The organism is Bacteroidota bacterium (genome assembly GCA_016713765.1).
In the GTDB taxonomy this organism is placed as follows: domain Bacteria; phylum Bacteroidota; class Bacteroidia; order AKYH767-A; family 2013-40CM-41-45; genus Pollutiaquabacter; species Pollutiaquabacter aromativorans.
Window position 1 is genome coordinate 766,118 of record JADJON010000001.1, and the last position, 15,953, is coordinate 782,070.

12 protein-coding genes are annotated in these 15,953 nt (G+C 53.3%); 8 read left to right on the plus strand and 4 right to left on the minus strand.

Translation table 11 applies throughout. The annotated features are described in order from the left end of the window. Nucleotides 1-104 precede the first annotated feature (104 nt). A complete protein-coding gene (locus IPJ96_02975) occupies nt 105-2,447 on the plus strand; it encodes a T9SS type A sorting domain-containing protein (protein MBK7909311.1) in 2,343 nt (780 codons plus the stop codon). A gap of 338 nt (nt 2,448-2,785) precedes the next feature. Then, nucleotides 2,786-4,630 (plus strand): LTA synthase family protein, encoded by a 1,845-nt coding sequence (locus IPJ96_02980; GenBank protein MBK7909312.1) that lies wholly within the window; start codon nt 2,786-2,788, stop codon nt 4,628-4,630. Between the two features lie 990 nt (nt 4,631-5,620). On the opposite strand, the gene accC is transcribed toward IPJ96_02980, so the two are convergent. Next, the gene (accC, locus tag IPJ96_02985; protein MBK7909313.1) at nt 5,621-6,961 is read right to left on the minus strand and encodes an acetyl-CoA carboxylase biotin carboxylase subunit; all 1,341 of its coding nucleotides are present in this window, start codon (nt 6,959-6,961) and stop codon (nt 5,621-5,623) included. 104 nt (nt 6,962-7,065) lie between these two features. Next, nucleotides 7,066-7,560, minus strand: coding sequence for an acetyl-CoA carboxylase biotin carboxyl carrier protein (gene accB / locus IPJ96_02990; protein ID MBK7909314.1), 495 nt, complete (start codon nt 7,558-7,560; stop codon nt 7,066-7,068). A 484-nt stretch (nt 7,561-8,044) separates the two neighbouring features. Between accB and IPJ96_02995 the strand changes: the two genes are divergently transcribed. From IPJ96_02995 to IPJ96_03005, 3 genes are all read left to right on the plus strand, one after another. Then, nucleotides 8,045-9,343 carry a T9SS type A sorting domain-containing protein gene (locus tag IPJ96_02995; GenBank protein ID MBK7909315.1) on the plus strand — a complete coding sequence of 433 codons (1,299 nt, stop codon included), beginning with the start codon at nt 8,045-8,047 and terminating at the stop codon, nt 9,341-9,343. Between the two features lie 71 nt (nt 9,344-9,414). Next, nucleotides 9,415-10,020 carry a hypothetical protein gene (locus IPJ96_03000; GenBank protein MBK7909316.1) on the plus strand — a complete coding sequence of 202 codons (606 nt, stop codon included), beginning with the start codon at nt 9,415-9,417 and terminating at the stop codon, nt 10,018-10,020. Nucleotides 10,021-10,569: 549 nt separating this feature from the next. Further along, entirely contained in the window at nt 10,570-11,541 is a 972-nt protein-coding gene (locus tag IPJ96_03005) for a Fic family protein (GenBank protein ID MBK7909317.1), read from the plus strand. Between the two features lie 384 nt (nt 11,542-11,925). On the opposite strand, the gene IPJ96_03010 is transcribed toward IPJ96_03005, so the two are convergent. Both IPJ96_03010 and IPJ96_03015 read right to left on the minus strand, forming a co-directional pair. Next, nucleotides 11,926-12,930 carry a ketoacyl-ACP synthase III gene (locus tag IPJ96_03010; GenBank protein MBK7909318.1) on the minus strand — a complete coding sequence of 335 codons (1,005 nt, stop codon included), beginning with the start codon at nt 12,928-12,930 and terminating at the stop codon, nt 11,926-11,928. 74 nt (nt 12,931-13,004) lie between these two features. After that, nucleotides 13,005-13,820, minus strand: coding sequence for a 1-acyl-sn-glycerol-3-phosphate acyltransferase (locus IPJ96_03015; protein MBK7909319.1), 816 nt, complete (start codon nt 13,818-13,820; stop codon nt 13,005-13,007). A gap of 278 nt (nt 13,821-14,098) precedes the next feature. Between IPJ96_03015 and IPJ96_03020 the strand changes: the two genes are divergently transcribed. The 3 genes from IPJ96_03020 (at nt 14,099) to plsX (ending at nt 15,941) form a co-directional block, all read left to right on the plus strand. Then, nucleotides 14,099-14,659: a DUF177 domain-containing protein gene (locus tag IPJ96_03020; GenBank protein MBK7909320.1), complete on the plus strand. Its 561-nt coding sequence runs from the start codon at nt 14,099-14,101 to the stop codon at nt 14,657-14,659. 27 nt (nt 14,660-14,686) lie between these two features. Continuing rightward, nucleotides 14,687-14,878, plus strand: coding sequence for a 50S ribosomal protein L32 (rpmF, locus tag IPJ96_03025; GenBank protein MBK7909321.1), 192 nt, complete (start codon nt 14,687-14,689; stop codon nt 14,876-14,878). 103 nt (nt 14,879-14,981) lie between these two features. Next, nucleotides 14,982-15,941, plus strand: coding sequence for a phosphate acyltransferase PlsX (plsX, locus tag IPJ96_03030; protein MBK7909322.1), 960 nt, complete (start codon nt 14,982-14,984; stop codon nt 15,939-15,941). Nucleotides 15,942-15,953: the final 12 nt, after the last annotated feature.

Below are 15,953 nucleotides of genomic sequence, written 5' to 3' on the forward strand. Positions count from 1 at the left end.
AAACGATTTTAATTCAACCCTTAGGGAACAAATTCGCTAAAACACGAAGCCCGGAATAATGCCCAGGTACTATCCCGGCTCCATTGCATTAAATCGCTTCGTGTATGAAAATGCTCCTTCGTGTTCTTGCAACCTTGACCAGCCTGATGCTGTTCGCCCGCCTGTCGTTTGCACAGACTTATACGTTGAACTCCGCGGCTAACGGCACTACCGTCAACACCTGCGGTGGAACGTTCTATGATTCCGGCGGCTCGGGCGGGAACTATGGCAACAACGAGAGTTACACCATGACGTTCTGCTCCAACTCGTCGAACTGCGTCCAGCTGAACTTTACGTCCTTTCGTACTCAAGGTGGTAACGACATTCTCTACCTCTACGACGGTCCCAACACTTCATCACCCCTGATCGGTAATTACTCGGGTACCACCAGTCCGGGTACTGTCGTTGCTTCTTCCGGCTGCATCACCGTTCGTTTCGTATCGAATGGATCCAATACGCGAGGCGGCTGGGCCGCGACGATTTCCTGCGTTGCCTGTGGCGGTTCCACCAACATGAGCAACACGACCGTCACGACCTGCTCCCAACTGTTCTACGACAGCGGCGGCAGCGGCGGCGCCTATTCGAACAATCAGACGCTCGTTACAACGTTCACATCGGCCAATAGCACGTGTATCCGGGTGACCTTTACCAGTTTCAACACCCAGGCAGGCAAGGATACGCTGACCATTTTCGATGGGCCGAATACTTCCTCTACACGAATTGGTGTATTTAGCGGGACTGCCATTCCCCCGTCCATGTTGTCGACAACCGGCTCGCTGACGTTCCGGTTCAAATCCGATGGCTCCACTACCCGGGCGGGCTGGACGGCTATAGTTGAATGTGAAAAATGTCCAAGCGCGCCGGCGGGTGCAGCCACCTATACACAGCCCACTACCGGTATCAGCGGCTCTTATGCTGGATCGGTCATGAACAACACCTGTGGCGGTACGTTTACCGACAATGGCGGTACCGGCACCAATTACTCACTCAACGTTAACAACATCTACCGCACCTTTTGTCCCGATCAACCGGGCACCGCGCTGCGCGTGCAGTTCTGGTCGTACAGCACCGAAAGCGGTTATGATTATCTCTCCATCCTCAACGGTGCTACGCAGACCAGCCCGGAATTCGGCGGCGTCGGTGCGTCAACCTGGTCGGGAACCGCCTCAACGTATCAGGCGTGTCTGGCCGCTGGACTGGGCCCCTACACATCGACCGATCAAAGCGGTTGCCTCACGTTCCGCTTTTATTCGGATAATACAGTTACCTACCCCGGATGGGTCGCGACCTTCGATTGCGTTCCGTACGCGGCTGGTCCCAACAACACCGACAACAACGACTGCGCGCGAAGCACCGGCGTTTGCAGTAATCAGAATATTACGGATGCCAGTACCGGACCAGGACTCTCCTCCGATATCACATCGGGTTGTATCCCCACCGAGAATTATACCAATTGGTACACCATCAAGATCGCGGCAGGCGGAACGCTGGGGTTCAATCTCGTGCCGAACTCCACCGCCGATGATTACGACTTTGCCCTCTTCGGTCCGCTGAACGATTGCGGCGACATTACGGCAGGACCCGTTCGTTGTTCCTATGGCGCGAATACCGCTGCCTATCCGAACACCGGGATGAACTCGGCCACTAACACCTCAACCAATACCAATGTTTGTGGTGTCAACAATTCCGGTGCCGACGATACGGAAGACGGTTGCGGCAATGGCTGGGTCAATAGCCTCAACGTAAATACCGGCGAAACCTATATGCTACTCGTCAGCAAGTGGACCCCGGGCGGCTCCGGCTTTAATCTGGCCTGGAGTCTGACCAATGGCGCTTCCCTCGACTGTTCGGTTACGCCCTTGCCGATCGAATTGCTCAGCTTCTCGGCTAAAGCGGCTAAAGGCGAAGTCAAACTCGCCTGGATCACCGCCACCGAGATCAACAATGATTATTTCACCATTGAGCGCAGCCGCGACGGAGAAAACTTTGAGTCGATTATCACAGTCGATGGTGCCGGCAATTCCACCCAGCAATTACTCTATCAGTCGATCGACGGTGAACCGCTGAACGGCATCTCCTACTACCGACTCAAACAAACCGATTACGACGGGAAGTTCTCGTATTCCGACGTCGTTCCGGTACGCTTCGATGCCAAACAGGAACTCTTCTACCTGCAACCGAATCCCGCCCGCGATCGTGTGGAAGTGGTTTTTACTGCCAGCGAGGACGGCCGCAACCATATCCGGGTCACGAATTACAACGGACAAATCGTTTACGACCGTGAAACGGACGTACACGCGGGTGTCAACCGCCATCCCGTCGATATCGGCTCCCTGCCTTCCGGCATTTACTTCGTTACACTTGAAAACGAGGTAGAGATCCTGCAGATGCGACTCGTGAAAGACTAAGTACGGTCGTTGCACGTGCCCGAATCGATCCGCGAATCGTAATTGCTGCTATCGATCTCCTGTACGTTTCCCCCGTCGATACTGATTTCAATCCCAATCCCAATGGGCGTTCAATCGAACGCCCATTGGGATTAGATCATGAATTGGTGGATATCGTCGGGGAATGGTCCGCTAAGAGTGTGCACTCGTCCACCCGGCTTGTCACACTTCGGCTGCGATTGATCCTGTTGTTTCTCCGATTTACGCTTATCCCCGACATTTCCCTCGCTAGTCGTATTTTGTGGCGAATTGATGATGCGCATCGGCCTGAACCGAGGACATCACGATAACGCTTCTCTGTGCTACGCTGGCTACCCCGTTTCGCTTTTTTCTACCTGGCACTCTTCGGCTGTTTCCGCATGCTGTTCTTGTGGAGCAATCGACCAGTACAAGCTCCATTTAGTTCCCGTGAGGAAGCGTTGTCCTTTTGGTACGGATTGCGCATGGATCTCTCCACGCTCGCGTACTTATCGGTAGTGCCGGTCTTGCTCTGGCTTTTGTTGCAGCGACGCGAGAGCAAAGCGCTACAAAATATCCATAAGCTTTATCAGCGACTGGTCCTGATCATCTTGGTGCTGATCGGACTCGGCAATGTGGCTGTTTACCATTTCTGGGGAACGCTGCTCAACTATCGCGCGATCTCGTACCTCTCGGATCCGAAGGAGGCTTTCGTATCCCTCTCGGGCGGACAAGCATTCTTGTTAGTGTTGGTGATTGCTGCCGTTCTCTCCTTGGGTTGGTTCGGTCAGAATGCTTTGCGCATGGTGAAACTGCCAATCAGTGGAAATCGACGGTCCATCATTTGGCAACTGCCGCTTTTGCTTGCAGGCATCGTCCTTGGCATTCGCGGCGGCTGGCAGCAATTGCCGATGAACGAAAGCCTCGTCGCTTATTCACGACACCACTTCCTCAACAACGCCGCCGTCAACCCCGCCTGGCACCTCAGCTACGAGATCCGTACGGCCGGCATCGGCAGCAGCAATCCGTTCGTCGTGATGCCGGAGGCCGAAGCGGAAGCCGCCGTTCGCGAACTCTTCGCGGAACGCGATGATTCCGTCACCCGGGTGCTCGGACTGAATCGTCCAAACATTGTCCTCATCCAACTCGAAAGCTTCACCGCCGATGTCGTCGGCGCGATGGGCGGTGAGCCGGGCATCAGCCCGAATCTTGACACGCTCATCGCGCAGGGTCTGCTTTTCGATTCGATCTACTCCTCCGGTTTCCGGACGGATCAGGGCATCACCTCGCTACTCAACGGCTGGCCGGCAACACCGTATCATTCGGTCATGCGCAGCGAAGAAAAATCATCCCGCCTTCCTTCGCTTACGAAATCCCTCGCTGCGCAGGGTTATCGTACCGAATGCTATTACGGCGGCGCCAGTAACTTCTCCAACCTGAATGTCTACCTCGCCGGACAGGGCTTCGACCGTATCCTGGAACAGGATAGCTTTCCTTCTTCCGTTGAACGTGGCCGCTGGGGTGTTCCCGACGGACCTTTACTCGAGCATTGCGCAGCCGAGGCTGGTGCCGGCAGTGCGCCGTTCTTCGCGTTTATCATCACCCTGAGCAACCACGAGCCGTTCGATGTACCCGGAGCGAAGCGTTACCCCGGCGAGAACGACGCAGATCGTTTTCGCAACGCCGCTGCTTACACGGATTCCGTACTGGGCGACTTCTTCCGTGCTGCGCGAAAGCAGCCCTGGTACGACAGCACGTTGTTTGTCCTGGTGGCCGATCACGCACACGAACTGCCGAAAGGACGCGACATCGTCTTTCCCATCGGCCGCAGGATCCCATTGGTACTTTTCGGAACACCCGTGCTGGAACGCTACCGCGGACAACGTGTACATGCAGTTGGTGGGCATCATGATCTGCCCAGGACGCTGCTGGCTCAACTCGACCTCGACAGCCGCTCGTTCGACTGGAGCAAGGACCTCCTATCGCCCGGCGTGCGCGACTTCGCGTATTTGCCCGCCGAGGACTTCGTAGCCTGGGTCACACGTGACGACTGGTTCATCTGGTCACGCAAGAAGAACGCGATCGTCGAAGCCGCCCGCGACGACCTAAAACGCGATCGCGCCAAAGAACTCCGCGCTGCCAAAGCGTTTTCGCAGGTGCACTATGGGCGGTTTTTAGATAAGTAGCTTTTTAGTGGACAGTGAACAGTAAACAGTGAATCTTGCCCACCGGAGCTTTAGCGAAGGTGGGAGTGAATCTTGCCTGCCGTAGCTTTAGCGAAGGCAGGAGTGAATAGTTTGTGCTGCCTCCTTTATCTATCGTGTGGCTAATGGGGTTTGGGAACATTTTCGGTTTCGAGATAGTGGCCCCCGAGTAGCCCGACATTTTTGACAAAGGGAGTCCCCCATCTCCTTCAGCCCCGGAGGAGCGTAACTAGCGTTGAATCGAAGACGCTACTATGCCTGCGCATCAAATCGAAAGAGACGCATCAGCGACTTGTACATTGCGACCTGGCAATTGCGGGTCGGATAAGGTTTGATCCGAAAACCCCTCTTCGTGCCCAATAAAATTGCCCCGGAGGGGCTCGACATCTTTGACTATGGAATTCCCAATCTCCTTCAGCCCCGGAGGGGCGTAACAAGCGTTGAATCGAAGGCGCTACTGTGCCTGCACATCAAATCGAAAGAGTCGCGACAGTGACTTGTGTAGCGCAGCCCGGCCATTGCGGGTCGGATAAGGTTTGATCCGAAAACCCCTCTTCGTGTCCAATAAAATTGCCCCGGAGGGGCTCGACATCTTTGACTATGGAATTCCCAATCTCCTTCAGCCCCTGAGGAGCGTAACAAGCGTTGAATCGAAGACGCTAATATGCCTGCGCATCAAATCGAAAGAGGCGCATCAGCGACTTGTACAGTGCGACCTGGCAATTGCGAGTCGGATAAGGTTTGATCCGAAAACCCCTCTTCGTGCCCAATAAAATTGCCCCGGAGGGGCTCGACATCTTTGACTATGGAATTCCCAATCTCCTTCAGCCCCGGAGGGGCGTAACAACATTCAATTCAGCGCTGTTTCGGTTGTTTGCGATCCATGCGGTCGGTGCTCCTATCGGCAGTTGCTGCAGAATAAAAAAACCCGGAAGAATGCTTCCGGGTTTTTGTTTGCTCTGAGGATACGGGTCATTCCTCCAGCTGGAACGTCTCGAGGAACTTCGTGGTGTAGTTGCCTTTACGGAACTCTTCATTCCGCATCAGTTGCTGGTGGAACGGAATGGTCGTCTTCACGCCTTCGACTACGAACTCGCTCAGGGCGCGTTCCATGGTGTTGATCGCCTCTTCGCGCGTCTGCGCGATGGTGATCAGCTTGGCGATCATCGAATCGTAATTCGACGGGATCACATAACCGGCATAGATGTGTGAATCGACACGGACGCCGTGTCCGCCGGGAACGTGCAGGGTTGTGATCTTGCCGGGCGACGGACGGAACCCGTTGTAAGGATCTTCGGCGTTGATGCGGCACTCGATCGCATGCATGGCTGGGAAGTAGTTCTTGCCGGTGATCGGAATGCCCGCGGCGATCTTGATCTGTTCCTTGATGAGGTCGTAGTTGATCACCTCTTCGGTCACGGGATGCTCCACCTGGATACGGGTGTTCATCTCCATGAAGTAGAAGTTGCGGTGCTTGTCGACCAGAAACTCGACCGTGCCTACGCCCTCATACTTCACCGCCTGTGCGGCCTTGATGGCGGCTTCGCCCATCTTCTCGCGCAATTCGGCGGTCATGAACGGGGAAGGAGTTTCTTCGAGCAGTTTCTGGTGCCGGCGTTGGATCGAGCAGTCGCGTTCGCTCAGGTGACAAGCCTTACCATACTGGTCGCCGGCGATCTGGATCTCGATGTGACGTGGTTCTTCGATATACTTTTCCAGGTACATGCCGTCATTGCCAAAGGCAGCGCCTGCTTCCTGCTTTGCCGAGCTCCAGGCCGGTTCCAGATCTTCCGGTTTCCAGACGATACGCATGCCGCGTCCGCCGCCACCTGCCGTGGCTTTGAGGATGACCGGGTACCCGATCTGCTTGGCGATCTTGAGTCCGGTCTTCACGTCGGTGAGCAGACCGTCGGAACCGGGAATGGTCGGAACGCCGGCACGCTTCATCGTATCCTTCGCGTTCGACTTGTCGCCCATCGCGTCGATCTGTTCCGGTGTGGCGCCGATGAACTTCACGCCATGCTCGGCGCAGATCGCGCTGAACTTGCTGTTCTCGGAGAGGAAGCCATAGCCGGGATGAATGGCGTCCGCGTTGGTGATCTCCGCCGCTGCCATGATCCGCGGGATGTTCAGGTAGGAGTCACGGCTGGGAGGAGGTCCGATGCAGACTGCTTCGTCGGCGAAGCGAACATGCAGGCTGTCCTTGTCGGCCGTGCTATACACGGCGACGGTGTTGATGCCCATCTCTTTGCAGGTACGGATGATGCGGAGGGCGATCTCGCCGCGGTTGGCGATCAGGATCTTCTTGAACATGAGTGTTGAATTCCGTCGGTTCGGGCAAAGCGGCGATCAGGGGCCTGTGAGGAGGGTCCTGCGGCTGCTGTTACCCTTGAAAGGGGTGGTACAGGTTGATTGGATCAGGCCGGCTCGACCAGGAACAAAGGCTGATCGTATTCGACCGGCGAAGCGTTGTCGACCAGCACCTTCACGATGCGGCCCGACACTTCAGCCTCGATCTCGTTGAACAACTTCATGGCCTCGATGATGCAGATGACCTTGCCGGCCTTGACCTCGTCGCCTACGTTCACGAACGCAGGCTTATCGGGTGAGGAGGAACGGTAGAAGGTGCCGATCATCGGCGATTTGATCGTTACGTAATTTGATTCGTCGGAGGCCTTGGGTGCTTCCGGCGCTTTGGGCGTTGCCGGCGCAGGTGCGGCGGCCGGCGCGGCGGCGGGAACTGCCGCGATGTGCGGAACCGGTGCCGGCGCCATGTGCTGTACCGGAATGGAAACAGCCGGACCGTGAGATGTTTTGATAATGAGCTTGAAGTCTTTCTGCTCAAGGCTCACTTCGCTGACCCCGCTTTTCTGTACGAACTGGATCAGGCTCTCGATATCTTTCAGGTTCATATTCAGTTCCTGGCTTTTGGGTGATGGTTTGGCCGAAGCGGCCGTGTTTGGCTTCTTTTTCATTGAAAACGCGGTTTTCCCTACCCCCATAGGGTGCGTGTGGAAAGGGGTGGGAGAACCAAAAGTAGAAAAATTCTGGAATAAGGGAAGGGGGGGCGGTAGGCGGTAGACGGTTAGCAGTAGGCAGGCCTCCCCACTGCTCACTCACACTGTTTCTCAAACTCACACTACTCTTTTAAGTGTAAGACTAAGAAACCGTGTGAGTGAGCAGTGTTTGACTGTTCACTCGCACTGTTCCTCAAACTCACACTACTCATTTAAGTGTAAGACTGAGAAACAAGGCGAGTGAACAGTGAAAAGCTATCCCCACGCACTGGATGAGCCTTTTTGGGATTATTAATGTCCAGGTGATTGATTTCTAGTATATTTGATTTGAATCGAATTTAATGGATTGTTATATCTTTTATTAGGTAAGCTAAACAGCATGTTTACTCGATCCTACCAACTGTTTGGAACAGCACGCGTATTTTGCGCCTTCTATTTTTTTTTGGCTCCTTTTGTATGTGAGGCTCAGTGGAGTTTTCAGACTGGTTTTAGCATCTCCACGCCCTATGGAGCTGGTAATTTGTCCTACGGTTGCTTCTGTACAGCCGATACAGGGATTTACGCGAACAGGTACTATTTATCGCCCACAAGCGGAACATACACCGAGGATGGCTCCACCTTTGACGGGGGCATGAACTGGACGATTATTTCTGCTGGTAATGGAGCCAGTTATGTGAGGGATCTTGCGTGTGAAACCGTCAAAGGGAAGAATGTTGCCTTTAAGATTGTAAGTGTGCCAACAGGAGCCTATATGGTCAATGCAACAATCAATGGTGGAGTAAGTTGGCTCAGCAGAGGACAACCCCGCCCCTTCGATGATTTCATCGGTGTTGATGAGAACAACTACTTCTTGGTGGCAGGAAGGACTGTCAAGCGCTATAATTATTCAGTGGACACGTTTGATGCCTGGACGGTGGATTCTTTCCTGACACATGATCCCGAAGTGATCTATTTTACTGACACCCTGCATGGCTACCTTATATCCTCCGACTCCGTAAGTAGTCGAAAACACCTGGTTTTCAAAACGGACAACGGGGGCCTTGATTGGTCGATGGTGTACTCGGACACCACGAAAGACTTCAATTGCATGGTATTTACTTCGCCATTGTCAGGATACCTGGCAGGGAAAAACGGACAGATTATCAGAACGCGTGATGGTGGTATGAATTGGCAGGATGTCAGCTTAGGTTTCATTGCGAACATAAAGACCATCGATTTTTTTAATGACTCGGTTGGAGTAATTGCTGAGAATGGCGGATTTGCAATGACGACAACGAATGGTGGGCTGAGTTGGAATCTGGAAAATACCGGATTCAGTACCAGTATTTCAAAAGTCCAGTGTTTCCGTGATTCGATCATTTATGCTAGTACTAATAACATGGTTTACAGAAGAAACTTGAATGCTGTTGGCGTTCCGCAACTTTATCGAACGGAAAGGGAATTGAACATCTCGCCGAATCCAGTAACGGATCGAATGGTGATAACTACGAGTAAAGTGTTTCAGGACGCTACGCTGACCTTTTACAACCTTGCTGGCCAGCCTGTCCGTAAGCTCCCCAACCAGTCGGGTAGGAGTGTATTAGTTCATCGAGACGGTATGCCCAATGGAGCGTACTTCATTACCTTATCTAACGAAAATGAGATTATTGCCACCGGGAAAATTATATTGTTAGATTGATGGTGTAAGATGGCAACGTCATCACCTGTCGTGTTATTTACAAAGTGTTTCATGGAAATTTTTACATCAACATGTCCAAAATAGTTCTTGCATTTCTCTTTTCTGCTTCTATTTTCTTAGCCTGTCGGAAGGATGACCCTGACAAGTTTTCCAGTATTAATTCAATTGATGCGATCGGTCAGTATGATTTCTATTATCGGGATTTTGTTCCTGATTCGATTTTGCCAATGATTTACCTCGATCGGAGTGTGTACGATTTGGACATTGACAAGGACTTGACTCCAGACATAAGATTTGATCTCTATAGTAGCACGACTGTCGTCACCCACCAATCAACAAACGTTTATTTGATCAAACTGATAGCCTTGGATAGCCTTCAGTTCGTTTACGAAGATGACGGATGCGACTTCCGGTGTTCGGGAGGGCTGGATTTGTCGACACCGATAATGAAAAACGGCGTTGGTCGGGACTATCTTTGGTTGTATCAACAGAATCCTATGTGGGCCTGGTGTCTTTGTTTCGGTCAGCCGGAATATGTTGGAATCGTATATCAAAAGGAAGGCAAAAAGTACCTCGGTTGGATTCATCTGCATGTAGACTCGCTATTGAACGTCCAGATAGACGATTTCGCGCTGAACGGCTACGAATGCGATTCCATCCTAACTGGACAACATTAAGTTTTTCGGCAAATGGATGATGCTCTTGAGGTAAGGGAAGGGTGTTTGACTCCTCACTCGCACTGTTCCTCAAACTCACACTACTCATTTAAGTGTAAGAATAAGAAACAGTGCGGGTGAGCAGTGTTTGACTGTTCACTCACACTGTTTCTCAAACTCACACTACTCTTTTAAGTGTAAGACTAAGAAACAGTGCGGGTGAGCAGTGTTTGACTGCTCACTCACACTGTTTCTCAAACTCACACTTCTCTTTCTAAGTGGTTAAAAAGTGTAAGACTAAGAAACAGTGCGGGTGAGCAGTGTTTGACTGTTCACTCGCCCTGTATCTCAAACTCACACTACTTTTTTTAAGTGTAAGACTAAGAAACAGTGTGAGTGAGCAGTGGAAGATTATCCACCCGCACCGTTTCTCACACTCGCCCGCCTCATTTCAACTCAGCGTCTGTGGTGGGCTGGCGTTCAGCCACACTTGTTTTCCTGAAACTTCGGCTGTATGAACTTGCTGCTAAAGTCGTACTTTTGATAGTATCATATGATACTATTATTAGTTTGCGACCGCCTTACGCCATAACCCCGACGATCCTCCGGCTACTGGCTTCCATTGCGGAGAAGGTCGGGGCGGTGAACGCCCGATACCTGGTCCGGCAGAATCCCATTTTGCGAAAACGTAACCGGATCAGGACCATCCAGGCATCCTTGCAGATCGAGGGTAACACACTGTCCGAAGAGCAGGTGACGGCGATTCTGGAGAAGAAAAGGGTCATGGGCCCGGCTTCGGACATCCGGGAGGTCATGAATGCGATGAAGTTGTATGATTCGCTGAAATCGTTGCGTTGCCATTCCGAACGGGATTTCCGCCGTGCCCACGCGTTACTGATGGACGGTCTATCCGAAGAGGTAGGAAACTACAGAAGCCGCGGGGTCGGGATCGTGAAAGGCCGGCAGGTGAAGCATCTTGCGCCTCCCGCATCCCGGGTCAGCTTGCTGATGAAGGACCTTTTCGCATACCTGAAGCATGATCCATCGCCGGTGTTCATCAAGAGTTGTGTGTTTCACTATGAGTTGGAGTTCATTCATCCTTTCCTGGACGGAAACGGTCGTATGGGACGCTGTTGGCAGACAGCGATCCTGATGAGCGAATATCCGGTCTTCGAATTCCTGCCTTTCGAGACATTGATCGCGAAGCAGCAGGCGCGCTACTACCAGGCCCTGGCAGCATCCGATAAACAGGGTGCATCCACGCCATTCATTGAATTCATGTTGCTGATCATCGATGAAGCCTTGGCAGAATTGCTGGCCACCGAACAGGAAAAACTCAGCGGTTCCGAGCGGTTGTCGATCTTCCTCGAGTCAGTCACCAAGGAGTTTGCCCGGCAGGATTACCGAAAACACTTCCCCGACCTCTCAACGGCCACCGCCAGCCGCGACCTCCGGCAAGGCGTGGAACAAGGACTCCTTCGCAAACGCGGTGATAAGAAGTTGACGGTTTACAGGAAAGTTGGAAAGGGTAAAAAAACGTGAGGGGGGGGATGTTTGACTGTTCACTCACACTGTTTCTCACACTCACACTACTCTTTTAAGTGTGAGTCTAAGAAACAGTGCAAGTGAGCAGTGAAAAGCTATCCACCCACACTGTTTCTCACACTCACACTTCTCTTTCTAAGTGGTTAAAAAGTGTAAGACTAAGAAACAGTGCGGGTGAGCAGTGTTTGACTGTTCACTCGCCCTGTTTCTCACACTCACACTTCTCTTTCTAAGTGGTTAAAAAGTGTAAGACTAAGAAACAGTGCGGGTGAGCAGTGTTTGACTGCTCACTCACACTGTTTCTAAAACTCACACTAGATTTTCTTTGTAGGGAGTATTAAGTGCGAGACTAAGAAACAGTGTGAGTGAGCAGTGAAAAAGTCACAACCTCCCCGCTTCCAGCCGCCACTTCACCCACACCGACCCCCAGGTAAAGCCGCCGCCGAACGCGGCGAGGATGAGGTTGTCGCCTTTGTGGAGTTGCTTCTCGTAGTCCCACAGGCAAAGCGGAATGGTTCCGCTGGTAGTGTTGCCGTAGCGCTCGATGTTGAGCATCACCTTTTCCGGACCCACGCCCATGCGCCGGGCGGTCGCGTCGATGATGCGCTTGTTGGCCTGGTGTGGAACCAGCCAGGCGACGTCATCGGCACCCAGTTTGTTCTTTTCCATGATCTCGGCAGACACGTCGGCCATGTTGGTCACGGCGAATTTGAAGACGGGCTGTCCGTCCTGGAACACATAGTGTTCGCCCGCGTCCACCGTCTTGTGCGAGGCGGGCTTCACCGAGCCGCCGGCTTTCTGGTGCAGGTACACCCGGCCGGAACCGTCGCTGCGCAGGATGGAGTCGCGGATGCCGTAGCCCTCTGTGTCGGGCTCCAGCAGCACCGCACCGGCTCCGTCACCGAAGATCACACAGGTGGCGCGGTCGGTGTAGTCGATGATACTCGACATCTTGTCGGCACCGACCACGACTACTTTTTTATACTGCCCCGACTCGATGAACTTCGAACCGGTGACCAGCGCGTAAATGAAACCCGAACAGGCGGCGCTGATGTCGTAGCCGAAGGCGTTCTTCGCGCCGAGTTTGTCGCAAATGATGTTGGCCGTAGCCGGGAACTGGTGATCAGGAGTGGTGGTGGCGCAGATGAGCAACTCGATGTCCTCGGCCTGGATGCCGCGCTTGCGCAGCATATCTTGTACAGCCGGTACGGCGAGGTCGCTCGTGCCCAGGCCTTCGCCTTTCAGGATCCGGCGCTCCTTGATGCCGGTGCGGGACGTGATCCACTCGTCGGTGGTGTCGACCATCTTTTCGAGCTCGGCATTCGTGAGTACATATTCCGGAACATATCCGCCAATGGCGGTGATTGCGGCAGTGACCTTGGACATGGGAGGGTGCGTGGGGAGGCCAAAGGTAAGAATCCCCGGTTTTGTTCAAATGAATCGCGCCTGTACTTCCGTGCTTAACCTGCCAAAGAATCGGGGATGGCAGCAGCAGGGCTTGGCGCACGTTTGAACCACTCCGGATAGCGTTCGCGCAGTGGTGCATCGATCACCGCGTACACCCGTTGCTTGAGCGTATCCAGATCGGCTTCCGTCATGCCTTTCGTTTCGATCGGCTCGTGCAGGATGACGTGTGCGATTCCCGGGTGACCAATCCGACGGTAGTAGTCATCCGGCAATAGCACCCAGTTGTTGACGAAGGTGATGGGAACGATCGGTACCTGCTTTTCGATAGCTAGCCGGAACGGGCCGTTCTTGTAACGACCCATGACGGGGCCGTTGTGGTGGATCGTTCCTTCCGGGAAGAGCGCGATGCTGACACCTTTGTCGAGCTCGGAACCTGCGCGTAAAAAGGCGCGGTGCGAGTCGATGCGGCTCTTTCGATTCACCGGGATGTTCATCCGACGGAAGAAACGCCTGAACAGAGGCACCTTCTTCAACTCGGCTTTACCCATGGTGACGAAATAGGAAGGGATGCTGATGTAGATCAGCATGATGTCGAGGTAAGAGCTGTGGTTCGGACAAAAGATATAGGAGCGATTCGGGTCCAGTTGGCTGCGTCGCTCGATCTTGTAAAAGAGCCCCACCGGCCACAGGATAAAATGGGCCCAGATCTTCTTGACCCGGAAAACCAGCGGAAACCACTTTTTACTGGAAAGCAGGATGGCGAATAAAGGGAAGAAGAGGAAAAATGTGAGAACGGCATTGATGAAATAGAGCGACCGCCACACCCATTGAAAGGGGTAAAAAATGTATTTCCAGCCGTTTTTCGACATTTCGCCAGCCCGTAGGCAGGGCAAAGGTACTCTAAAGGAGGGACGAGGGACGTTTGAAAGGAGATACGAGGAACGAGGACGAGGAACGAGGAAGGAAGACTAAGGAAGACTCTTGAAAAAACGAGCCTTTTATCGAAAAAACGGGCATTCTTTGATTATCGATAGAAATCAGGGCTGGTTTTAAGGGATCGCAGATAGTAACAAACCTCACTTTCCTCGATCCTCGTACTCGCATCTCACTCCCCCCAGGTGGCGTCGTATCCGGATTTTCCGTACTTTTGTCGCCCTTTGTTGAGTACGTTCCGATGTTGCCGAAGCGGGAATATGTGATTGAGTTCGGAGCCCTTCCAAAGGGTCAACACGAGTTTGAATTCGAGGTTGACGATTCGTTCTTTCAACAATTCGAAGGCTCCATCATCAGCCGCGGTCACGCGGATGTGCTGGTGGTGCTGGAGCGACAACAGGACAACCTGCTGCTGCTTGACTTCACGATCGAAGGAACGGTTACCGTTACCTGTGATCGTTGCCTCAATGATCTCGACCTCGACATCGTCAGTTACAACGAACTGGTCGTGAAACTCGGCGAACAAGCCGAGGAGCAGTCGGACGATGTGATCGTGATCCCTTCGGGAGAACACAACATCGACATCGCGCAGTTCATCTACGAGTACGTCACGCTGGCCATCCCGATGCGCAACGTACACGAGGAAGACGAGTCGGGGAACAGCGGTTGCAACCCGGAGTTGCTGAAACGTCTCGGTGATTTGCAAGGTCAACACGACGAGGAACCCGGCACCGATCCCCGCTGGGACAAGTTGAAAGGCATTAACCTGAATTGAGTACAACGCATATCATAGTAGAACGCCATGCCAAATCCTAAACACAAACATTCGAAGACCCGTCGCGACAAGCGCCGTACGCATTGGAAAGCGGAAGCTCCGACCGTAGCCATCGACCCGACCACCGGCCAGCCGCACCTTTTCCACCGTGCACACTGGTACGAAGGCAAGCTCTACTACAAGGGCAAGGTCATCATGGAGCAATCGGCAGCCCTCTGATCCGATCACGATTTGACACCAAGCAGTTGACAAGTCCGCGCACGACCTGTCAGCTGCTTTTTCATTCAATGCGTATTTTACTGCTGTCAAACACCACCACGCGATGAGACTCGGAGTCGATATCATGGGAGGCGATTACGCGCCGGAACAGACGGTGCTCGGTGCCATCCAGGCGCTGCGCGAACTGCCGTCGACCGTCCGACTCGTCCTCATCGGCGACCGTCCTTCCATTCTGTCCGTACTGGAACGCGAAGGCGTTGCAGCCGATTCGTTTGAGATCGTACACACGACGGAGGTGATCGGCATGGCCGACCATCCCACGAAAGCCATCCAGCAGAAACCGCAATCGAGTATCGCCATCGGCTTTCAATTGCTCAAAGAAGGAAAGCTCGACTCGTTCGCCTCTGCAGGCAATACCGGCGCCATGCTCGTAGGCTCCATGTTCAGCGTGAAAGCCATTCCCGGCATCCTGCGTCCTGCGATCTCCACCTTGTTGCCGAAAGAGAACGGCGGTTGGGGCTTGTTGCTCGATGTCGGCGTGAACGCCGATTGCAAGCCCGAAGTATTGCAGCAGTTCGCTGTACTCGGTTCCCTATACGCCAAACACGTACTCAACATCGCCGATCCGACGGTTGGCTTGATGAGCATCGGGGAGGAGGAAGAGAAAGGAAACCTTCTGGTAAAGGAGGCGCACCAGCTGATCAAAGATTCGAAAGACATCCGCTTCGTCGGCAACGTCGAAGGACGCGACCTTTTCAATGAGCGCGCCGATGTGATCGTTTGCGACGGCTTCACCGGCAATGTGATGCTGAAAGAAGCCGAGTCGTTCTTCTCGATCCTGCGTCGTCGCGGCATTCGTGATCCGTACATCGATCGTTTCGATTACGAAGACTACGGCGGCACGCCTATTCTTGGAATCAACAGTACCGTCATCATCGCCCACGGCATCAGCAAAGCGAAAGCGATCAAGAACATGATCCTGCTGTCCCGCACAGTCGTGGAAGCGAAACTCTCCGAACGCATCGCGCATGCGCTTTCCGGTTCGCGCGAAGCGGTCAGCTGATCACAAAAAAAA